We start from the raw sequence: 20,829 nt of genomic DNA, 5'->3' as shown, positions 1-20,829 counted from the left end.
GCGGGCGACGGGCCCGGGGGGCCTCACGCGTAGTGCCGGCGGGGCACGGTGACGTGGTAGCCGGAGTCCAGCAGTTCGGGCAGGTAGCGCCGGAGGGCCTTCACGCTCTGCGAGCGGTCGCCCCCGGCGTCGTGCGAGAGCACCACGACGCCGGGGGCGGCGCCGCGTTCGACCTTCTTGACGATGGAACGGACGCCCGGGGTGGTCCAGTCGAGGGTGTCGACCGTCCAGGCGAGCGGCTCCATGCCGAGTTCGGCGCCGAGCTGGAAGGCGGCGCGGTTCCAGGCGCCGTAGGGGGCGCGGAACCACTCGGGCCGCTCCCCGTAGGCGTCCTCGATGGCGTCGCTGGTGCGTTCCATCTGGGAGCGGATCTGGCGGCGGGTGAGGCGGGTGAGGAGCGGGTGGGACCAGGTGTGGTTTCCGACGACATGGCCCTCGTCGGCCATCCGGGCCAGCAGTTTCCGGCCACCGGCGACCATTTCGCCGCACACGAAGAACATCGCGCGCACGTCGTACTCGGCCAGGGTGTCGAGGATGTCCGGGGTGAAGCGGGGATCGGGGCCGTCGTCGAAGGTCAGCACCATGGTGCGGCCGCGGCCTGACACCTTCAGCGGCGCTTCGCGGCGTACCAGGGTGCGGCGGGGCGCGGCGCGCGGCGGTCCGAAGCCGGTGACCGGCTGAAGCCGGTACGCGTGGGACCCGGCGGGCCGGGCCTGGGGTCCGGCGGCGGGGGCGGGGGCGGTCGGTCCGTCCCCGGTGACCGTCGTGATCACTCCGGCCGTGGCGGCCGCTCCCACGGCGCCGGCGCCCGCGATCAACGCCTGGCGCCGGGTGAGCAGCCGGGTGAGCAACTGATCCTTCTTCATGACTCATCAGTCGCCCGGCCGAAGGCCGACGCTCGCGAGCAACACCGCGGTGGCGGCACGCTTTCACCCGTTCGGCCCACGCGTTCGGGTCAGCGGCGGCGCACCAGGGGGAAGGGCAGCGTCTCCCGGATGGTCAGTCCGGTGAGGAACATGACCAGCCGGTCCACGCCGATGCCGAGGCCGCCGGTGGGCGGCATGGCGTATTCGAGGGCGTCGAGGAAGTCCTCGTCGAGTTCCATCGCCTCGGGATCGCCCCCGGCGGCGAGCAGGGACTGGGCGGTGAGGCGGCGGCGCTGCTCGACGGGGTCGGTGAGTTCCGAGTAGGCGGTGCCGAGTTCGGTGCCGAACGCGACGAGGTCCCAGCGTTCGGCCAGGCGCGGGTCGGTGCGGTGCTGCCGGGTGAGCGGGGAGACGTCGGTGGGGAAGTCCTTGTAGAAGGTGGGCAGCCTGGTCTTCTCCTCGACGAGCCGCTCGTACATCTCCAGGACGACGTCGCCGTGCCCGTCGTCGGCGGTGTACGGCACTCCGACGCGGTCGCAGAGCCGCAGCAGCTCGGGCAGTTCGGTGCCGGGGTGGATCTCCTCGCCGACGGCCTCGCTGATGGCGCCGTAGACGGTCTTGACGGGCCAGGGGCCGGAGATGTCGTGCTCCTCGCCGTCCTTGTGGGCGACGGGGGTGCCGAAGGCGGCGGTGGCGGCGCCCTGGATCAGTTCCCGGACGAGGTCGAGCATCACGTCGTAGTCGGCGAAGGCCTGGTAGGCCTCCAGCATCGTGAACTCGGGGTTGTGCTTGTAGGAGACGCCCTCGTTGCGGAAGGTGCGGCCCAGTTCGAAGACCTTCTCCATGCCGCCGACGCACAGCCGTTTCAGATACAGCTCGGGGGCGATGCGCAGATAGAGGTCGAGGTCGTAGGCGTTGATGTGGGTGGTGAAGGGGCGGGCGTTGGCCCCGCCGTGGATCTGCTGGAGCATCGGGGTCTCGACCTCGAGGTAGCCGCGTTCCAGCAGGCCCTGGCGCAGGGCCTGGACGGCGGTGGAGCGGGCGCGGATCACCTCGCGGGCGTCGGGGCTTGCGACCAGGTCGAGGTAGCGGCGGCGGACCTTGGCCTCCGGGTCGGCCAGACCCCGGCGCTTGTCCGGCAGCGGGCGCAGACACTTGCCGGTGAGCTGCCAGGAGGTGACGAACACGGTCGGCTCGCCCTTGTCGCTGACGCCCGCCTCGCCGGTGGCGATGATGTGGTCGCCGATGTCGGTGTCGGTCGTGAAGCGGTCCAGGGCGGGGCCGGAGCGGTCGCGGGTGAGGGCGAGTTGGTGGTCGCCGGACCAGTCGCGCAGGACGGCGAAGACGATGCCGCCGAAGTCGCGCACCACCATGATCCGGCCGGCGACGGTGACCTGCCCGCCCGGCCGGACCTCGGCGAGGGTGTGGGTGCGGGCGGGGAGGCCGACCGGGTAGGGGTCGGTGCCGTCGGCGCGCAGCCGGTCGAGCTTGTGGTGCCGGACGCGGACCTGGTCGGAAAGGCCGGAGAGGGGGTCGGCGGGCTCGGTCCCGTCCCCTCCGGCGAGGCCGAGCGCCGCCAACGACGGCAGCCCCGCCGTGGTGGCGGGGCGCTGCCCGCCCTTCGGGTGCCCCTTTCCCCTGCCCCACAACGTGCGCAGCGACGGTACGGAGACAAAGCCCTCGGCGATTGCGGAGGCGAGGCCGACCCGGGCGAGGGAGGCGGCCTCCGCGTAGCAGAGGAAGCGGGGGTACCACTCGGGGTGGTACTTGGCGTTGGAGCGGTACAGGGCCTCCAGTTGCCACCACTTGGAGAAGAACAGCAGCAGGCGGCGCCAGAGGCGGAGCACCGGTCCGGCGCCGATGCGGGCGCCCTCCTCGAACACGGAGCGAAACACGGCGAAGTTCAGGGAGATCTTGTGCACGCCCAGTTTCGGGGCCGCGGCGCACAGTTCGGCGACCATGAACTCCATGACGCCGTTGGGGGCGGTGCGGTCACGGCGCATCAGGTCCAGGGAGACGCCGTCCTTGCCCCAGGGCACGAAGGACTGGATGGCGAGGAGCCGGCCGTCCTGGTCGAGGGCCTCGGCGAGGAGGCAGTCCCCGTCGTCCGGGTCGCCGAGCCGGTCCAGGGCCATGGAGAAGCCGCGTTCGGTCTCGGTGTCGCGCCAGGCGTCGGCGCGTTCGACGAGCCGGCGCATCTCGTCCTCGTCGAGGGTGGAGTGGCGGCGGACGCGGCAGGTGACGCCGCTGCGGCGGACCCGGTTGACGGCCTGCCGGGTGACGCGCATGTCGCGGCCGTCCAGGTCGAAGTCGCGGACGTGCAGGATCGCCTCGTCGCCGAGCTGGAGGGCGCCGAGCCCGGCGCGGACGAAGGCCCGGGCGCCCTCCTCGGAGGCGCCCATCACGGCCGGGACCCAGGCGTGGCGGCGGGCCACGTCCTGCCAGGCGGCGATCGCGTGCGGCCAGGCCTCCCGGTCGCCCACCGGATCGCCGCTGGCCAGGCACACCCCGGCCTCGACGCGGTAGGTGACGGCGGCCTTGCCGCTGGGTGAGAAGACGGCGGCCTTGTCGCGGCGGGTGGCGAAGTAGCCGAGGGAGTCCTGGTCGCCGTAGCGGCCGAGGAGGGCGCGGATCCGGGCCTCCTCGTCGTCGTGCAGGGCGGCTTCCAGGCGCTGGGAGCGGAAGAGGGTGGCGGCGGCGTTCAGCAGGGCGAGCGCGCCGAACAGGCCGAGCAGGAAGTACAGGGCGTGCGGTGGGCGACCGTCGAAGGAGTCCGCGGGCACCAGGCCGCCGCAGACCCGGTTCGCGGCCCAGGCCAGGCGCTCGCCGCTCGGCAGGCTGCCCGGGAACGCCTCGACCAGGGCCCAGCCGATCAGGATCGCCGCGACCAGGCCCGCCACCAGGACGGCCAGGGCCCGGCGTACGGCGGCGCGGCGGGAGGCGGCGTAGAACTCCTTGCGGGCGTAGATCAGCAGGATCAGGGCGAGGCCGCACACCACGAGGGAGGGGACGGACTCGGCGAACTCGCCGACGGCCATGCCGAGGATGTCGGTGAGGACCAGGAGTCCCAGGTAGACGACGACCAGCCACCAGGCGATCTTCTTGCGGGCACCGGTCGCCGCGGCGAGCAGGAACAGGAAGACCGCGTAGGCGAGGTTGGCGCTGACCGGCACGAGCAGCAGGTCCAGGAAATGGACGAGGGGGCGCAGCCCGGTGCGCAGCGGGGGGATCAGCGCCAGCAGGGCGCAGAGCAGTCCGAGGGCCCCGAAGAAGACGGCGAAGCCCTGCGGTACCCGGCTCAGGAAGCCGTGCGCCCGGTGGGGCGGCCGTATCGCTCCTGAGGTGTCCTCGGTCGTCCCGGTGTCCGCGATGACGCTCATGCTTTCGACTCTAGGAACACCGGCGCCTCCTCGCCCGTCGAGCGCTCCCGCCCCGCACGGCCCAGGAGACCCGGGCCTCCCGTGCGCAACCGGGCGCACCGGCTGCGGCGTCCCGCCCGGCGGGCGGACCGGGGGGTTCCGATAGCCTCGCGGCGTGACGGAACAGCACTCCCACCGGTTCGAGCGGGGCACGGACGGTCCGAAGGTGATCGTGGTCGGGGTGGACGGCTCCGAGTCCTCCCTGCGGGCGGCGGCCTACGCCGGTGGCCTGGCGCGGCGGCAGCGCGCGCTGCTCGCCGTGGTGTACGTGCAGCCGGTGCAGGCGGCGAGCGCCGCGCTGGGTGTGCCGGTGGCCGGGACGACGGACGAGATCGCCGAGGACCTGGTGGCGCAGATCCGGGAGTCGGCCGAGCGGCTCAAGGGGATATTCGAGGTCCGCTGGGAGTTCCACACCTTCCGGGGTGACCCGTTCAACGGCCTGGTGAGGGCGGCCGACGAGCTGAAGGCAGACGCGGTGGTCGTGGGTGCCTCGGAGCAGGCGGGCCACCGGATCGTCGGTTCGGTGGCGGTCCGCCTGGTGAAGGCGGGGCGCTGGCCGGTGACGGTGGTGCCGTAGGGCGGCGGATCCCGCCCGATCACTGCGCGGCCCCTTCCGCCCGGGGTGCGGAAGGTCCATCATGATCCGCCGTCAGCCGTTTGCCGATCGCGAAGAGGTGAGGCGCATGGCCGGGCTCCGGATGGGCGAGGGGATTCTCCGCCGCAAACCCATCGACCGGATCGAGGAGACGGAAACCGGCGAGGGCGGTGGGCTGGAGCGGTCGCTGGGACTGTGGCAGCTGACCGCCATCGGGGTGGGCGGCATCATCGGCGCGGGCATCTTCACGCTCGCGGGCACGGTCGCCAACGGTACGGCGGGACCCGCCGTGCTCCTCTCCTTCCTCATCGCGGGCGTCGCGAGTGCCGCCGCCGCCCTGTCCTACGCCGAGTTCGCCGGGCTCATCCCGAAGGCGGGCTCGGCCTACACCTACGGTTACGCGGTGCTCGGCGAGCTGGCGGGCTGGTTCATCGGCTGGGACCTGCTGCTGGAGTACACGGCGATCGTGGCGGTGGTCGCGATCGGCATCTCCGGCTACTTCAGCTTCCTGGTCGGTGAGATGGGCGCGGATCTGCCCGCCTGGATGCTGGGCGCCCCCGGTACCGGTGACGGTCACCGGGTCGATCTGTTCGCCGCGCTGCTGTGTCTGCTCACCGCCTATCTGCTGAACCTCGGCATCAAGAACGCGGCGCGTTTCGAGACGGTCGTGGTGATCCTGAAGGTCCTGGTGGTGCTGCTGGTGATCGCGGTCGGGGTGTTCCACATCGACACGGCGAACTACAACCCCTTCTTCCCGTACGGGGTGGGCGGCGCGTTCACGGGCGCGGCGACGGTGTTCTTCGCGGTGTTCGGCTACGACGCCATGTCGACGGCGGCCGAGGAGTCCAAGGACGCGCAGCGGCACATGCCGAAGGCCATCATCTACTCGCTGGTCATCTCGATGGTGCTGTACGTGGCGGCCTGTCTGGTGCTGACGGGCATGCAGAACCACAAGGACATCGACCCGGAGAGCGGCTTCTCGACGGCGTTCAAGTCGGTGGGTCTCGGCGGCCTCGCCGACGTGATCGCGGTGGGCGCGATCATCGGCATCCTGACCGTGATGTTCACGTTCATGCTGGGCGTGACGCGGGTGTGGTTCTCGATGTCCCGGGACGGGCTGCTGCCCAAGTGGTTCGCGAAGACCCACCCGACGCGGCACGTGCCGACGCGGGTCACCTGGATCGTCGGGGTGGCGTCGGCCGCCATCGCCGGGTTCCTGCCGATCGGCGAGGCGGCCGAGCTGACCAACATCGGCATCCTGCTGGCGTTCGTGGTGGTGTGCGCGGCGGTCATCGTGCTGCGCTACCGCCGGCCGGAGCTGCCGCGCACGTTCCGCACGCCGTGGATGCCGGTGGTGCCCGCGGTGGGCATCGTCTTCTCGATCTGGCTGATCACGTTCCTGCAGTGGCAGACCTGGGTGCGGTTCGCCGTCTGGTTCGTGCTGGGGCTGGTGTTCTACTTCGCCTACTCCTACCGCCGCTCCGAGCTGGCGAGGCGGGACCCGGAGCGGTCGCGGTAGGACGGCGGGCGCTACTCCCCCATGACCAGTCCGTCCCCGGCCGCGCCGCGGCTGAGCACGATGTCGCGGATGCGGTCGCGGACGGCCCGGACGTCGGCGCCCTGGGCGAGCGCCCGGTTGAGGTTCACGACCCGGCCGGCGTCGACGTCGAACAGCTGCGGGACGAACTCCGCCTTGGTCACCTTCCAGCGCTCGCCCGGCCGTGTGGGCGGGGCGAAGGTGAAGCGGCCGAGGGTGGACTGGTTGCCGCGTGGGTCCTTGGCTCCCTGGTGGTTGGTCATCTCACCGGCGATCTGGTCGCCCATGCCGTAGACGACCCAGGTGCCGTTGACCTTCTCGTAGGCCTGCGGGACGTGCGCGTGGGTGCCGAGGATCAGGTCGATGTCGGGGCGGTCGCCGGTACGGGCCGCGGTGAGGCTGCGGGCCAGGGTCAGCTGCCGGTCGTCGGGGGCGTCCTGCCACTCGGTGCCCCAGTGCAGGGAGACCACCACCACGTCGGCGCCCGCCCGGCGCGCGGCCCGGGCGTCCTCGACGATCCTGGCCTCGTCGATGAGGTTGACGGCCCAGGGCTGCCCCGGTGGGAAGGGGAGGCCGTTGGTGTCGTAGGTGTAGGCGAGGTGGGCGACCTGGGCCTGTCCCGTGGTGAGGACGGTGGCCGTGCGGGCCTCCTGCTCGGTGCGTGCCGAGCCGGCGTGCCGCACGCCCGCGCGGTCCAGGGCGTCGAGGGTGCGGCGGATGCCGTCGGCGCCGTCGTCCAGGGTGTGGTTGGAGGCGGTGGAGCAGCCGTCGTAGCCGGTGGCGGCGAGGGCCCGGGCCACCTCCGGCGGGGACTTGAAGGTGGGGTAGCCGGTGTAGACGCCGTCCGCGCCGTAGACGGTCTCCATGTGGCACAGCGCGATGTCGGAGCGGGAGACGACGGAGCGGATCCCGGCGAGCATCGGCCGGAAGTCGTAGCCGGTGCCGCCGGCGTCGAAGCGGGCCCGGTCGATGATCGAGCTGTGCGGGAGGACGTCTCCGGAGGCGACCAGTGTGAAGCCGCGGGGCCCGGCGTTCGGTGCCGGGTGTCCGGGCCCCGGTTTGTCGTGTCCGCGGGCCTGGCAGGCGGCGCCTGCGGCGAGGACGACGGTCAGGGCCAGGGCGATCTGTCGACTGCGTGCGAGCATGCATTCACCCCACTGTGGGCGTTGTGGTCGTATTTACACACAATCAGGAAAGAAGGCCTGTGCCGCCCCACGCGGCTCCGACACGCTCATCAGCCCGTCCGGCACCCACATGGCCGGGCGCCCTGACCGTTCGTCGAACCGTTCGTCGACGCGATCGACCGTCCGCCGCACAGCCGGGTCCGTGCCCTGTGCCCGGCCCGCGCCCTGCGGTGCCATACGGCCATGACGGCCGGATCCACTCTCACGAACGGAACGACCGCCGAGCACGAGCTCGCCGCACTGCAGCGGGAGCACGGCCGGCCCCTCTTCGCGCTGCTGCTGCGGCTCTGCGACGGCGACCGGCAGCGCGCCGAGGACCTCGCCCAGGAGACGCTGGTGCGCGCCTGGCAGCACCCCGAGGCCCTGCGCGCCGACGACTTCGACTCCGTGCGGCCCTGGCTGATGACCGTGGCGCGGCGCCTCGCGATCGACGCCCGGCGGGCCCGCCAGGCGCGCCCCTGCGAGGTCGGCGACGCGGTGCTGGAGAACGCGCGGGTGGTCTCCGACCACGCGGAGCGGGCCGCGGCGATGCTCGACGTCCGCGAGGCTGTGAAGACACTCACTCCGCAGCACCGTGAAGTCCTGGTGCTCGTGTACTTCCAGGGGGCGAGTGTGGCGGAAGCCGCGGCGACCCTCGGCATCCCGCCCGGTACCGTGAAGTCCCGCGCGTACTACGCGCTGCGCGCCCTGCGCAGGGTGCTACCGGGATACGCCGCCGACCTGCGATGAAACCAACGGGTGGGTCAAGCCTCCGTAAAGCGCCTTGCCGATGACCCCGGTTGAGTAATCGGGTGTTCTCATCCGTGTTCCGGAGGGGGGCTCCGCGTCCCCCCGGGGCCCGGTGTCGGGCGACGCGCACGTACCGGAGGAAGGCAGGAAGGGATGCTGGACGAAGAGCAGGGGAGCACGGACGGCGGCGACGGCGAACTGACCGTCCCCATGGCGTGGTTGTACGCCGAGTACATCGCCGACGAGCTGCTGCGGACCGGCGATCTGATGCCGCCGACGTCCTTCGAGTTCCGCGCCGGGCGCGATGCCCTGGCGCTCACCATCTTCCTGTCCGACACCGACGGGGAGCTGTCCGGCATCCGGGTCGTCACCCAGCTGGAGACGTGGCTCTCGCTGACCGCGTACGACCAGCCGTGGCAGGAGTGGGTGCGCGGGCGGCTGGCCGACCTCGCCGTGGACGCCGCGCGCTCGGGGCGGCCCGCGCCGGACCTGGGACTCGCCGAGGAGGCCTGGCGCTGGCTGCAGGAGACGGAGCTGCTCGCGCCCGATCTGAACGCGGTACCGGGGGGCGCTCCGGTGGTCGGGGAGGACGACGGACCGAAGGTCTGGACGCCCGCCTGGCAGCTCGGACTGCCGCTGGGACACCTCGCGATCCATCTTTTTTAGATTCCCGCGCCCCCGGACCAATCCGGGGGCCGGAGGGCTCCGAATCCTTTGGTTGCGATTGTGTCACCGGCTTGAGTGATTCCGCTGCCTGGTCCGTACCGGTGGGAGCAAGGAGTAACCCCACCCGCACCCAACGGCACGAGGATTCGGCATGAGGTCCCTGGAAAGGCATCACGACGTCGCGGCCTACGCGCTCGGCGTGCTGGACGAGGCGGAGGCATTCCGCTTCGAGGACCACCTCATGGAGTGCCCTCGGTGCGCTGCAGAGGTGACGGAACTCGGCGCCACCACACGGCAGTTGATGCTGTACCGGCGGGCGACGCCCCGGTTCGTGCACCCGATGGCGCAGCCCGGTCCGCGGATGCTGGACGGGCTGCTGGCCGAGGTGGCGACCCGGCGCCGGGCCGGACGCAGGCGGATGCTGTTCGCCCTGGCCGCCTCGGTGGTCTTCGCGGCGTCGGTCCCCGGCATCGCGATGATGGCCGAGGGCAGCGCCGAGGAGGCCCGGACCCTGGCGGCGACCGACACCCGCACGGGCGTGTGGGCACAGGTCACCACCGCGGACGAGGCCTCGGGCAGCCAAGTCGAGCTGAAGGTGAAGGACGCCTCCGGCTCGCGCCCCTGTCACCTGGTGATCGTCGGCCACGACGGCACCGAGGAGACCGCGACCAGCTGGCACGGCGGCCCCGGCGACCGCCCCAGCACGATGATGGCCAGCTCCTCCATGCATCCGGAGGACATCGCCCGCTACGAGATCCGCTCGGCGGGGGGCGAGGTGCTGTGGAGACTCCAGCCGAGCTGACCATCCGTCCGCCCCTGTCACCGGGCGCCGTCCGCGCCCCGGTGTGAGACTGCTGGACGACGCACCCGTGGGATCGCCGGATGCCCGCGGTCCGGCCGAGGGGAGACGAGGTGGCGACGGCAGAGTCCGGTCAGACCCGCCTGGAGGAGTTCCTCGCCGATCCGGAGAACGCCGCACTGGACCTGCCCACGGCGACCGCCCGCTGCACCAGGGCCCTCAGCCTGCCGGGCTCCATGGTGTACCTCGCCGACATCCAGCAGCGCCGGCTGGTGCCGCTCACCGACGCGGCCTCCTCCCTGCTCATCGACAGCTCACTGGCGGGCTGGACCTACCGCACCCAGTCCCTGCGCGTCGAGGAGTCCGAGGACGGCGGTATGACGGCCTGGATCCCGCTCGTGGACGGCGCCGAACGCCTCGGTGTCCTCGCGGTGAGCTGCCCCTCACTGACCCCGGACGTACTGCTCCGCGGCCGGGCCCTGGCCACACTGCTCGCCATGATGATCACCTCCGCGCGGGCGTACCAGGACTCCTTCGTACGGCGGCTGCGCGCCCGGCCGATGCGACTGCCCGCCGAGATGCTGCGGGCCTTCCTGCCGCCCCGCACCATCGGCACCTCGCACGTGGTGTCGACGGCCGTGCTGGAGCCCGCCTACGACCTCGGCGGCGACGGCTTCGACCACGCCTTGACGGAGACGACCCTGCATGTCGCGGTCCTCGACGCGATGGGGCACGACCTCGCGTCCGGGCTGACCACGGCGGTGTCGCTGGCCGCCTGCCGCAACGCCCGGCGGACCGGGGCGGACCTGCCCGAGCTGGTGGAGGGCGTCGACGACGCGCTGTCACGGTGGCTCCCGGACCGGTTCTGCACGGGTGTCCTGGCCCAGCTGGACCTGGCGTCGGGGAGGCTGCGGTGGGTCAACTGCGGGCACCCCACCCCGCTGCTCATCCGTGACCGGCGCCCGCTCGTCGACGCCATGCGGCGCGAGGCGGAGCCGCCGATGGGCATGCCGTCCCTGCTGACCGGGGAGAGGCGGCAGACGCACGAGATCGCGCTGAAGCCCGGCGACCGGGTGCTGATGTACACCGACGGGGTCACCGAGGCCAGGGCCGTCGACGGCGTGGAGTTCGGGCTCGAACAGTTCGCCGACTACATCATCGGGGCGACGGCGGCGGGCGAGCTGGCGCCCGAGACGCTGCGGCGGCTCATCCACTCCATCCTCGACTCGCCCACCAGCCGGCTGCGGGACGACGCGACCATCCTGATGTTCGAGTGGACACCACCGGCCCGGTGACCCGGACCCCGGTCACTTCAGCAGGCGGGACATCCTGCGGTCCGCGAGCGGCTTGCCGCCCGTCTGGCAGGTCGGGCAGTACTGGAGCGAGGAGTCGGCGAAGGACACCTCGCGGATGGTGTCGCCGCACACCGGGCAGGGCTCCCCGGTGCGGCCGTGGACACGCAGCCCGCTCTTCTTCTCGGCCTTCAGCCGCCCGGCCGCCACGCCCCGGGAGCGCTCGACCGCTTCGGTGAGCGTGTCGCGCAGCGCCGCGTACAGCCGCCCGGTCTCCTCCTCGCTCAGTGACGCGGCCAGCTTGAAGGGCGACATCTTCGCGGCGTGCAGGATCTCGTCGCTGTAGGCGTTGCCCACCCCCGCGATCAGGCTCTGGTCCCGCAACGCGCCCTTGAGCTGCCGCCGTTCGCCGGCCAGGAGCTCCGCGAGGCGCCGCTCGTCGAAGTCGCCGGCCAGCGGGTCCGGACCGAGCCGGGCCACGCCCGGCACCTCCCGCGGGTCGGCCACCACGTACACCGCCAGGCGCTTCTGGGTGCCGGCCTCGGTGAGGTCGAACCCGGCACCGGTCCCCAGGGCCACGCGCAGCGCGAGGGGGCCCTTGCCGGGGCGGGGCGGCCCGTCGGGCAGGCGGTCCTTCCAGTGCAGCCAGCCCGCGCGCGCCAGATGCGTCACGAGGTGCGGGCCGTCCGCGGTCCGCAGGCCGAGGAACTTGCCGTACCGCTGTACGGCGGTGACCTCCCTGCCCTCCAGCGCGGACAGGGGTGGTTCGTACGTCTTCAGGACGCTGATCGCGACGGGCAGCACCCGTACGATCTCGTGGCCGACGAGGTGCTCGGTCAGGAAGTCCTTGAGCGCCTCGACCTCGGGCAGTTCCGGCATGGTTCCAGAGTGCCACGCCCCCTCAGCCGGAGTCGGGCACCACGAACTCGCACCACACGGCCTTGCCGCCGCCCCGGGCTTCCACGCCCCACACGTCGGTGAGCAGCTCGACCAGGAGCAGGCCCCGCCCGGAGACGCCCGAGTCGCCCGCCTCGCGGCGGCGCGGCAGCGCGCTGGAGGAATCCTCCACCTCGACGCGCAGCCGGCGCTCGGCGCCGGTGAAGGCCCGCAGGGTGACGACGGCGGAGCCCTCGGTGTGCATCAGGGCGTTGGTGATCAGCTCGTCGGCGACCAGTTCGATCTCGTCGGCGCGCTCACCCGCTCCCCAGGTCGCGACCGCGGTGCGGATCATGTGCCGGGCCTCGGTGAGGGCCCCGGGGTCACCCGGGGCCACGTGCCGCTGGAGCCGGCGGCCGGACTGGGGGTGCTCGGGGCCGCGCCGGCGCAGCAGGAGCAGCGCCACGTCGTCGTCCCCGCCGCGCTCGTCGGCCACGTCGATCAGCCGCTCGGCGAGGTCCCGTACGTCGTCGGGGCCGGTGGCGACGAGCGCGCCCAGGGTGCGCATGCCGTCGTCGAGGTCGGCGCCGGGCTGCTCCACCAGTCCGTCGGTGCACAGCAGCAGGGTCTCCCCGGGGTCGAGCTCTATGGTGCCCACGGGGTAGTCCAGGCGGCCGAACTCTGCGGACAGGCCGAGCGGCAGACCGCCGGGGACGGTGACCCGGCGGCAGGAGCCGTCGGTGTGGCGCACCAGCGGGTCGATGTGGCCGGCCCGGACCATCTGGAGCACGCCGGTGGACAGGTCGGCCTCCGCGTAGAGGCAGGTCGCGGAGCGGTCGGTGTCGAGTTCGTGCAGGAAGACGGAGGCGCGGGCCATGACGGTGGCCGGGGGGTGCCCCTCGGCGGCGTAGGCGCGCAGCACGATGCGCAACTGGCCCATGACGGAGGCCGCGTGGGTGTCGTGGCCCTGGACGTCGCCGATGACGGCGCCGACCCGGCCGCCGGGCAGCGGGATCAGGTCGTACCAGTCGCCGCCGATGTCCCGGCCGACGGAGCCGCCGAGGGTGGCGGCGCGGTAGCGGACGGCGACGTCGGCGCCGGGCACGCTCGGGATGGTCCGGGGCAGCATGGCCTGCTGGAGGCCCTGCGCGAGGTCCATCTCCTGCTCGTAGAACATGGCGCGCTGCAGGCTCTGCGCGATGCTGCTGCCGAGGGCGACGAGGATGTTGCGCTCCTCGGAGGTGAAGCCGTACCGGTCGCTGTAGAGCAGGCCCATCACGCCGATCGGCCGGGCCTGGACGATGAGCGGCAGGTAGGCGGCCGAGGTGATGTCGAGGTCGGTGATGTGCGGCCACAGGATCGGGTAGCGCTCGGCGAACTCCTGCGGTGACTCGATGAAGCACGGGCCGAGGGTCCGTACGGCCTCGCTCATCGGGTAGGGCTCGTCGATCCGGGTGACACGGGTGCCGGGCACGAAGCTGTCCTCGGGGCCCTCGGCGACCAGGCGGATGCGGCCGGCCTCGACCAGGCCCATGACGAGGCTGGTGGCGCCCAGGTGGACGAGGCCGTGGGTGTCCTTGAGGACGTCGATGACGTCCTGGACGGTGCGGGCGTGGGCGAGGGCGGCCGTGGTGAGTTCGACGACGCTGGTCTGCCAGCGGCGGGCCTCGTCCTGGGCGGCCTGGTCGCGCCGGGCGGCGCTCTCGCCGAGTTCCTGGGTGGCGTCGCGGATGATGCCGATGATGCGGCGGGGGCGCCCGGTGCCGTCGCGCCGGATGTAGCCCTGGGTGTGGGTCCAGCGCAGGGTTCCGTCGCGGCGGCGGATGCGGAAGTAGGCGCCGTAGTTCTCGCTGCCGTCCTTGAGGGCCTGGGAGACCGCGGTGTCCAGGCGCCGGGACTCGTCGGGCGGAACGCGCTTGGCGAGGGTCTCGGGGTGGTCGTCGTATTCGTCGGCGCGCATGTCGAAGACTTCGTGGGCCTGGGCGTCCATCTGCATCAGGCCGGTGTCCAGATCCCAGTCGAAGCTGCCCATCCGGTTCAGCACGAGAATCGGGTCCGGGTGGGCGGGCCAGTCGTCCGGAAGGGACAGGGCGCTCGCTCCCCGATCAACCATGGGCCCACCTTGCCAGGATTCGTCCGATTCTTCGAGCGGATGTGCTGAGTCTACGAGCCGCGACGCCGGATCGGCTCCCGGTTGCTGAAGACGCCTGTGGGGCTGCCGAGGATGCGTGCGGCGGCCCGGTCGTCGGGGATGAGCCCGGCTCCGTCGGGCGGATCGGGCGTGTCGGGAACGGCGTAGGGGCCGACCTCGTCGGGGTCTTCGGTGTCTGAGGGGTCTTCGGTGTCTGCGGAGTCTTCGGTGTCCTCGATCTCCCCGGGTTCCTCGGGTTCCTCCGGCTCGGGCGGCGGGAGGGGCGTTTCCGCGCCCGGGGGACTCGCCTCGGCCGGGGTCTCCCGGGTGGGTGCGCCGCCCTGGTCGGGATCCGGCTCCGGGGGCGGCAGGGGACGGTCATGGCGTACGTCGTGGCCGGTACGGCGTTCGATCCAGGTCCGGGCGGTGACGTCGACGATCGTGAAGCCGGAGACGGCCCGCGGGGCCGGGGTCACGGCGATCACCCGGCCGGGCCGGTAGCCGGGCCAGGGGGTGCCTCGGGTGACCGGGGTGCCGCGGGACTCGGCCGGCGGCCCGAGCGGGTTGCCGCAGGCGCACCGGACGCGCGGCACGCCCCGGTCGTCGACGAGGACCGCGGTGCCGGCCTGGAGGACGGACTGATGGCGGGTGATCCGCCCGGCCCGGTAGCCGTGGCCGGTGACACGGGTGTCGGCGCGCAGCACCACCGGGGTCAGCGCGCGCACATGGTCGGGGAGCGCCGCCGGGGGGACGCCCGCGACCGAGGCGAAGGCGCGGCCCCTGGCAGGGTCGCGGACGAGGTGGCCGACCTGCCGGCCGATGTCACAGCTGCCGGTCCGCTCGGCGCCGCCGTAGAGGCCGGGCGTCCCGCCGGAGAGGGTGCGCGGTCCACGAGCGGCTCCGGCGGTGCGAGGGGGCGTTCGCGGACCGGGGGGCGGGGTGGCCGCCGTGAGGGCCGTGGAGTCCGTGAAGGGGTCGGGCCCCGGATCCGCGGCGGGCAGGAGGAGCAGCTCTTCCCGGGTGTCCGCGTCGTCGCCGGGGCGGGCGGGGGCGGAGTGCCGGGCGGGGTGGCCGGTGCAGCCCGGGAGGAGGAGCGCGGCCGCGAGCGCGCAGACCAGGACGACGCCCCGGCTGGTTGTCCGCACCTCGTCCTCCCGCTCACCTCGGCCCGTTCGGAATCGGTCGGGGCCGTTCGTCACTATTGTTTGCTTCGGTCACTTGTGTCACGCAACCGGAGCCGGGGCACACGGAGCGTGACGCCCGGGCAGGGCGCCGCACTGGGAGGAGGCCGCACCCCGTGGACTGGTTCGGCGCGTCCGACTACTGGCTGACCCGGCTGGTCTTCCAGCGGGCGCTGGCCGCCGTCTACCTGGTGGCGTTCCTGACGGCGGTGCTCCAGTTCCGCCCGCTGATCGGGCGGCGCGGCATGCTGCCGGTGCCGCGGTTCGTGGAGCGGGTGCCGTTCGGGCGGGCGCCGAGCCTGTTCCAGTGGCACTACTCGGACCGCTTCTTCGCGCTGTGCGGCTGGGCGGGCTGCGCGGTGTCGGCGGCGCTGCTGGCGGGGCTCGACTCGCTGCTGCCCTTGTGGGGCGGCATGCTGCTGTGGCTGGTGCCGTGGGCGCTGTATCTGTCGATCGTCAACGTCGGGCAGACCTGGTACTCGTTCGGCTGGGAGTCGCTGCTGCTGGAGCTCGGGTTCCTCGCCGTGTTCCTCGGCAACGACGAGGTGGCGCCGCCGGTCGTCGTACTGTTCCTGCTGCGGTGGGTGCTGTTCCGCGTGGAGTTCGGCGCGGGGCTGATCAAGATGCGCGGGGACGAGTGCTGGCGGCGGCTGACGTGCCTGGACCACCATCACGAGACCCAGCCGATGCCGGGCCCGTTGAGCTGGTTCTTCCACCATCTGCCGAAGCCGCTGCACCGGGTCGAGGTGGCCGCGAACCACGTCACCCAGCTCGTGGTGCCGTTCGCGCTGTTCACCCCGCAGCCCGTCGCGACGGCCGCCGCGTCGCTGATGATCGTCACCCAGCTGTGGCTGGTGCTGTCGGGCAACTTCGCCTGGCTGAACTGGATCACGATCGTGCTGGCGCTGTCGGCCGTGCGGTTCCCGGCCGATCCGCCCGAGGTGCCCGACGCGCCGCTCTGGTACGTCGTGGTGGTGCTCGCGGTGTCCGTCGGGCTCCTGGGCCTCGGCTACCGGCCGGTCCGCAACATGCTCTCCCGCCGTCAGGTCATGAACCGCTCCTTCGACCCGCTCCATCTGGTCAACACCTACGGGGCGTTCGGCAGCGTGAGCCGGGTGCGCTACGAGGTGGTGGTGGAGGGCACCGCGGACGAGGTGCCGCACGCGGACTCGGGCTGGCTGGAGTACGAGTTCAAGGGCAAGCCGGGCGATCCGCGGCGCTGGCCGCGCCAGTTCGCGCCCTACCATCTGCGGCTGGACTGGCTGATGTGGTTCGCGGCCCTCTCCCCCGCCTACGCCGACCCCTGGTTCGGGCGGCTGGTGGAGCGGCTGCTGGAGAACGACCGGGCCACCCTGAAGCTGCTGCGCCGCTCCCCGTTCCCGCCGGACGCGCCCCCGCGGTTCGTGCGCGCCCGCCTGTTCCGGTACCGCTGCACGACGTGGCGCGAGCTGCGGGAGACGGGTGCGTGCTGGGAGCGGACGTACGTGCGGGACTTCCTGCCGCCGACGCGGCTGACGGGGCCGGTTCAGAGGCCGTAGACGCGGGTGGCGGTGGTTTCGAGGATCTGCGCGTGGTCGTGCGGGTCGGTGAGCCGACGGGTGAGGTCCAGGGTGTCGCCGTAGGCCGCGCCCAGCGTGGACACCGGCCAGTCCGAGCCGTACATCAGCCGGTCCGGGCCGAAGGCCTCCAGGGCCAGATCGGCATAGGGGCGCAGGTCCTCGACGGTCCAGGAGGCGGGGTCGGCCTCGGTGATCAGGCCGGAGAGTTTGGCGACGGTGTTCGGCAGGGCGGCCAGGGCGCGCAGGCCGGTCGCCCAGGGTTCGAGCGCGCCGGAGGCGATGGGCGGCTTGCCCAGGTGGTCGAGGACGAAGGTGAGGCCGGGCAGGGCGGCGGCGGCCCGGACGCAGGCGGGCAGTTGGTGCGGAAGCACGACCAGGTCGTAGACCAGCCCGGCGTCGGCGACGGCGGCCAGTCCGCGGCGCACGTCCGGGCGCAGCAGCCACTCCGGGTCGGGTTCGCCCTGGACCTGGTGGCGGATGCCCTTGAGGCGGCGCCCGCCGGGGAGGGCGCGCAGCCGGGCGAGTTCGTCGGCGACGTCCGGGCGGGTGAGGTCGGTCCAGCCGACGACGCCCGCGATCAGGTCGTTCACGTCGGCCAGGGCGAGGAACTCCGGGGTCTCCTCGGGCACGGTGACCGTCTGGACGAGGACCGTGCGGGCCACTCCGGCGGCCCTCGCCTCGGGTGCGAGGTGCCGCATCGTGAAGTCGCGCCGGAGCGGGGCGAGTTCGGGCCCGCTGATCCAGTCCTGGTCCCGGACCGACAGGTCCCACACGTGGTGGTGGGCGTCGACGGCACTCATGCCGGCAGCTTCTCCAGTTCGGCGAGGAGCCGCGCGTAGTCCTCGCACTCCGGGTGGGCGGCCTCGTACGCGGCGATGCGGTCGGCGCGGACCTCGGTGTGCGGGGCGACTCTCATGTCGTCTCCTTGGGTGGCTCGGCGGGGACGGGGGCGTCGGCGGGCAGCAGGCCCGTGGCGCGCAGGTCCTGCCAGAACCCGGCGGGTACCCGGGCGGCGAACTGGTGGGCGCAGTCGCGTACTTCGTGGGCCGAGCGGGCGCCGACGAGGACGCTGGCGACGGCCGGGTGGGCGGCGCAGAAGGCCAGGGCGGCGGCGCGCAGCGTGGTGCCGTGGCGGTGGGCGACGGACTTCAGGCGCAGGGCCCGCTCCACCAGCTCGGAGGGCGCGGCGGCGTAGTTGTACGTGGCGCCGGGCCTGGGGTTCGCCAGGAGACCGGAGTTGAAGGCTCCGCCGATGACGACGGAGGTGCCGCGTTCCTGGGCGGCGGGCAGCAGGCCGGTGAGGGCGCTCTGGTCGAGCAGGGTGTAGCGGCCGGCGCACAGGACGACGTCGACGTCGGTGTCGCGGACGAAGCGGGTGAGCATCTCCGCCTGGTTCATGCCGGCGCCGATCGCGCCGACCACTCCCTCGGAGCGGAGCTTCTCCAGCGCCGGATAACCCTCCCGGAAGGCCTGTTCGGCGTGCTCGTCGGGGTCGTGGAGGTAGACGACGTCGATCCGGTCGAGGCCGAGGCGTTTTAGGCTCGACTCCAGGGTGCGCCGGATGCCGTCGGCACTGAAGTCCCACACGCGGCGGTGGGTGGCGGGCACGGCGAACCCGTGGGTCAGGTCGTCGCCGGTGCCGCCGCAGGGCTCCAGCCGTCGGCCCACCTTGGTGGAGAGCGTGTACCGGCTTCGGGGGCGGTCGCGCAGGGCGGCGCCGAGGCGGCGTTCGGAGAGGCCGAGGCCGTAGTGGGGGGCGGTGTCGAAGTAGCGGATGCCCCGCTGCCAGGCGGCCTCCACGGCGTCGTGCGCCTGGGCCTCGCCGACCTCGGTGTACAGGTTGCCGATGGCGGCGGCGCCGAAGGACAGGGCGCTGACCTCGACACTGCTGCGGCCGAGCCGGTTCACCGGGCCTCCGGGCGGAGCCGCAGGCCCTGCATGCCGCCGTCGACGGCGAGGGCGGTGCCGGTGGTGGCGCCGGACAGGGGGCTCGCCAGGTGGGCGATGGCGCCCGCGACCTCGGCCGCCGAGACCAGGCGGCCGGTGGGCTGGCGGGCCTCCAGGGCGGCCCGTTCGGCGGCCGGGTCGGGCGCGGCGTCGAGGAGGTGGCCGACCCACGGGGTGTCGACCGTGCCCGGGTTGACGCAGTTGACGCGGATGCCCTCGCGGACGTGGTCGGCCGCCATGGCGAGGGTCAGGGAGTACACGGCGCCCTTGGTGGCGCTGTACAGGGCGCGCTGCGGCAGGCCGGCGGTGGCGGCGATGGAGCAGGTGTTGACGATCGCGGCGTGCGCCGAGGCCCTGAGGTGGGGCAGGCAGGCGCGGGTGGTGCGGACGATGCCGAGCACGTTGACGTCGTAGACGCGGTGCCACTCGTCGTCGGGGTTGTCCTCGACGGTGCCCCGGGCGCCGATGCCCGCGTTGTTGACCAGCACGTCGAGTCCGCCGAGGCCGGCGACGGCGGCGGCGACGGCCCGGCGCACGGACGGGTCGTCGGTGACGTCCGCGTGGTGGGCGAGCAGCGGCTTGCCGACCGGCGACGGGTCCAGGTCGAGAACGGCGACCTGTGCACCGCGCTCGGCGAGGAGGTCGGCGGTGGCCCGGCCGATGCCGGAGGCGCCGCCCGTCACCAGGGCCCGCAAGCCCTCGAAGTCGCTCATTCAGCCTGTTCCTTTCGGAGGTCGGCGGCCCAGAACGCACCGCCCGGAAAGGTGTACCGCGCCAGCGACTCGGGCCGCACGGCCGCCGAGAAGCCGGGCGCGGTGGGTGCCGTGTACCGACCCTCGCGGATCACCACCGGGTCGAGGAAGTGGTCGTGCAGATGGTCGACGTACTCGATGACGCGGTTTTCGGTGGTTCCGGAGAGGGCCACGTAGTCGAACATCGACAGGTGCTGGACGAGTTCGCACAGGCCGACGCCGCCCGCGTGCGGGCAGACCGGCACGCCGAACTTGGCCGCGAGCAGCAGGACCGCCAGGTTCTCGGGGACGCCGCCGACCCGGGCCGCGTCGATCTGGACCACGTCGAGCGCTCCGGCCTGGAGGAGCTGCTTGAAGACGATCCGGTTCTGCACGTGTTCGCCGGTGGCGACCTTCACGGGGGCGACGGACCGGCGGATCGTGGCGTGGCCGAGGATGTCGTCGGGGCTGGTGGGTTCCTCGATCCAGTACGGGTCGAACTCGGCGAGTGCCTTGGTCCAGCGGATCGCCTCGTCGACGTCCCAGCGCTGGTTGGCGTCGACGGCCATGCGCACGTCGGGGCCGATGACCGAACGGGCCACGCGGCAGCGGCGGATGTCGTCGTCGAGGTCGGCGCCGACCTTGAGCTTGATCTGCCGGAAGCCGTCGGCGACGGCCTCGGCGGCGAGCCGGGTGAGCTTGTCGTCGTCGTAGCCCAGCCAGCCGGGCGAGGTGGTGTAGGCGGGGTAGCCGGACTCCAGCAGGCGGGCCGTGCGGTCCGCGGCGCCGGGACGGCCCCGGCGCAGGAGGGTCAGGGCCTCCTCGGGGGTGAGGGCATCGGTGAGGTAGCGGAAGTCGACCTGGCGCACGATCCATTCGGGTTCGGCCTCGGCCAGCAGCCGCCACAGCGGCAGTCCCGCGCGCTTGGCCACCAGGTCCCACACGGCGTTGACGACGGCGCCGATCGCCATGTGCATCACGCCCTTCTCGGGTCCGAGCCAGCGCAGCTGGCTGTCGCCGATCAGGTCGCGGTTCAGGGTGGAGGGGTCGGCGCACAGCGTGTCCAGGTCCCGGCCGACCAGGTGCCCGCGCAGTGCCTCGATCGCGGCGACCTGCACCTCGTTGCCCCGCCCGATGGTGAAGGCGAATCCGTGTCCCTCGTGTCCGTCGGCCGCGTCCGTGCGCAGGACGACGTAGGCCGCCGAGTAGTCGGGGTCCGGGTTCATCGCGTCGGAGCCGTCGAGCTCGCGCGAGGTGGGGAAGCGGATGTCGTGGGTGTCGACCGCGGTGATGCGGGCGGGCGTCGGGGACACGGAG

Annotated in this window: 17 protein-coding genes; 7 read left to right on the top strand and 10 right to left on the bottom strand. The window is 72.8% G+C overall.

Annotated features, from left to right (window positions below; all coding sequences use genetic code 11):
- Positions 1 to 23: 23 nt before the first annotated feature.
- Positions 24 to 866, bottom strand: a complete 843-nt coding sequence (locus ACFZDE_RS16715; protein WP_391200381.1) for a polysaccharide deacetylase family protein — start codon at positions 864 to 866, stop codon at positions 24 to 26.
- Between the two features lie 89 nt (positions 867 to 955).
- Positions 956 to 4,246 (bottom strand): bifunctional lysylphosphatidylglycerol synthetase/lysine--tRNA ligase LysX, encoded by a 3,291-nt coding sequence (gene lysX, locus ACFZDE_RS16710; protein WP_391200379.1) that lies wholly within the window; start codon positions 4,244 to 4,246, stop codon positions 956 to 958.
- A 154-nt stretch (positions 4,247 to 4,400) separates the two neighbouring features.
- Between lysX and ACFZDE_RS16705 the strand changes: the two genes are divergently transcribed.
- Positions 4,401 to 4,862: a universal stress protein gene (locus ACFZDE_RS16705; RefSeq protein WP_391000045.1), complete on the top strand. Its 462-nt coding sequence runs from the start codon at positions 4,401 to 4,403 to the stop codon at positions 4,860 to 4,862.
- A gap of 106 nt (positions 4,863 to 4,968) precedes the next feature.
- Positions 4,969 to 6,399, top strand: a complete 1,431-nt coding sequence (locus ACFZDE_RS16700) for an amino acid permease (protein WP_391000048.1) — start codon at positions 4,969 to 4,971, stop codon at positions 6,397 to 6,399.
- Positions 6,400 to 6,410: 11 nt separating this feature from the next.
- Here ACFZDE_RS16700 and ACFZDE_RS16695 read toward each other — a convergent pair whose 3' ends face one another.
- On the bottom strand, positions 6,411 to 7,562 hold the full coding sequence (locus ACFZDE_RS16695) for a CapA family protein (protein ID WP_391200378.1): 1,152 nt from the start codon (positions 7,560 to 7,562) through the stop codon (positions 6,411 to 6,413).
- Between the two features lie 222 nt (positions 7,563 to 7,784).
- Here ACFZDE_RS16695 and ACFZDE_RS16690 point away from each other — a divergent pair, with 222 nt between their 5' ends.
- The 4 genes from ACFZDE_RS16690 (at position 7,785) to ACFZDE_RS16675 (ending at position 11,090) form a co-directional block, all read left to right on the top strand.
- On the top strand, positions 7,785 to 8,330 hold the full coding sequence (locus ACFZDE_RS16690) for a sigma-70 family RNA polymerase sigma factor (protein WP_391000053.1): 546 nt from the start codon (positions 7,785 to 7,787) through the stop codon (positions 8,328 to 8,330).
- Between the two features lie 153 nt (positions 8,331 to 8,483).
- Complete coding sequence (locus ACFZDE_RS16685; protein ID WP_391000055.1) at positions 8,484 to 8,996, top strand: hypothetical protein; 513 nt, start codon at positions 8,484 to 8,486, stop codon at positions 8,994 to 8,996.
- A gap of 151 nt (positions 8,997 to 9,147) precedes the next feature.
- Positions 9,148 to 9,798 (top strand): zf-HC2 domain-containing protein, encoded by a 651-nt coding sequence (locus ACFZDE_RS16680; RefSeq protein ID WP_391200377.1) that lies wholly within the window; start codon positions 9,148 to 9,150, stop codon positions 9,796 to 9,798.
- A 110-nt stretch (positions 9,799 to 9,908) separates the two neighbouring features.
- Positions 9,909 to 11,090, top strand: coding sequence for a SpoIIE family protein phosphatase (locus tag ACFZDE_RS16675; RefSeq protein ID WP_391200376.1), 1,182 nt, complete (start codon positions 9,909 to 9,911; stop codon positions 11,088 to 11,090).
- A gap of 12 nt (positions 11,091 to 11,102) precedes the next feature.
- Here ACFZDE_RS16675 and ACFZDE_RS16670 read toward each other — a convergent pair whose 3' ends face one another.
- Genes ACFZDE_RS16670 through ACFZDE_RS16660 form a run of 3 tightly spaced genes read right to left on the bottom strand, consistent with a single transcriptional unit; the run spans position 11,103 to position 15,239 of the window.
- Positions 11,103 to 11,966 (bottom strand): DNA-formamidopyrimidine glycosylase family protein, encoded by an 864-nt coding sequence (locus tag ACFZDE_RS16670; RefSeq protein ID WP_391200375.1) that lies wholly within the window; start codon positions 11,964 to 11,966, stop codon positions 11,103 to 11,105.
- 22 nt (positions 11,967 to 11,988) lie between these two features.
- Positions 11,989 to 14,076, bottom strand: a complete 2,088-nt coding sequence (locus ACFZDE_RS16665) for a SpoIIE family protein phosphatase (RefSeq protein WP_391200374.1) — start codon at positions 14,074 to 14,076, stop codon at positions 11,989 to 11,991.
- A gap of 50 nt (positions 14,077 to 14,126) precedes the next feature.
- Positions 14,127 to 15,239 carry a DUF6777 domain-containing protein gene (locus ACFZDE_RS16660; RefSeq protein ID WP_391200373.1) on the bottom strand — a complete coding sequence of 371 codons (1,113 nt, stop codon included), beginning with the start codon at positions 15,237 to 15,239 and terminating at the stop codon, positions 14,127 to 14,129.
- Between the two features lie 152 nt (positions 15,240 to 15,391).
- On the opposite strand from ACFZDE_RS16660, the gene ACFZDE_RS16655 reads away from it, so the two are divergent.
- Positions 15,392 to 16,813: a lipase maturation factor family protein gene (locus ACFZDE_RS16655; protein ID WP_391200372.1), complete on the top strand. Its 1,422-nt coding sequence runs from the start codon at positions 15,392 to 15,394 to the stop codon at positions 16,811 to 16,813.
- Here the strand turns inward: ACFZDE_RS16655 and ACFZDE_RS16650 are convergent.
- The 4 genes from ACFZDE_RS16650 to ACFZDE_RS16635 form a co-directional block, all read right to left on the bottom strand.
- Positions 16,801 to 17,634 carry an amidohydrolase family protein gene (locus tag ACFZDE_RS16650; RefSeq protein WP_391200371.1) on the bottom strand — a complete coding sequence of 278 codons (834 nt, stop codon included), beginning with the start codon at positions 17,632 to 17,634 and terminating at the stop codon, positions 16,801 to 16,803. The two genes, ACFZDE_RS16655 and ACFZDE_RS16650, sit on opposite strands and share 13 nt — an antisense overlap.
- 112 nt (positions 17,635 to 17,746) lie before the next feature.
- Positions 17,747 to 18,742 carry an aldo/keto reductase gene (locus ACFZDE_RS16645; RefSeq protein ID WP_391200370.1) on the bottom strand — a complete coding sequence of 332 codons (996 nt, stop codon included), beginning with the start codon at positions 18,740 to 18,742 and terminating at the stop codon, positions 17,747 to 17,749.
- The gene (locus ACFZDE_RS16640; RefSeq protein WP_391200369.1) at positions 18,739 to 19,494 is read right to left on the bottom strand and encodes an SDR family oxidoreductase; all 756 of its coding nucleotides are present in this window, start codon (positions 19,492 to 19,494) and stop codon (positions 18,739 to 18,741) included. Before ACFZDE_RS16640 ends, ACFZDE_RS16645 begins: the two co-directional genes overlap by 4 nt.
- Positions 19,491 to 20,825 carry an enolase C-terminal domain-like protein gene (locus ACFZDE_RS16635; RefSeq protein ID WP_391200368.1) on the bottom strand — a complete coding sequence of 445 codons (1,335 nt, stop codon included), beginning with the start codon at positions 20,823 to 20,825 and terminating at the stop codon, positions 19,491 to 19,493. The genes ACFZDE_RS16640 and ACFZDE_RS16635 overlap by 4 nt, the downstream gene beginning before the upstream one ends.
- Between the last annotated feature and the right edge of the window lie 4 nt (positions 20,826 to 20,829).

Origin of the sequence: Streptomyces sp. NPDC007929 (genome assembly GCF_042959065.1) — a bacterium.
GTDB lineage: Bacteria > Actinomycetota > Actinomycetes > Streptomycetales > Streptomycetaceae > Streptomyces.
The sequence above is the reverse complement of the archived record's forward strand: the minus strand, read 5'-3'. Positions and strand labels throughout refer to the sequence as shown.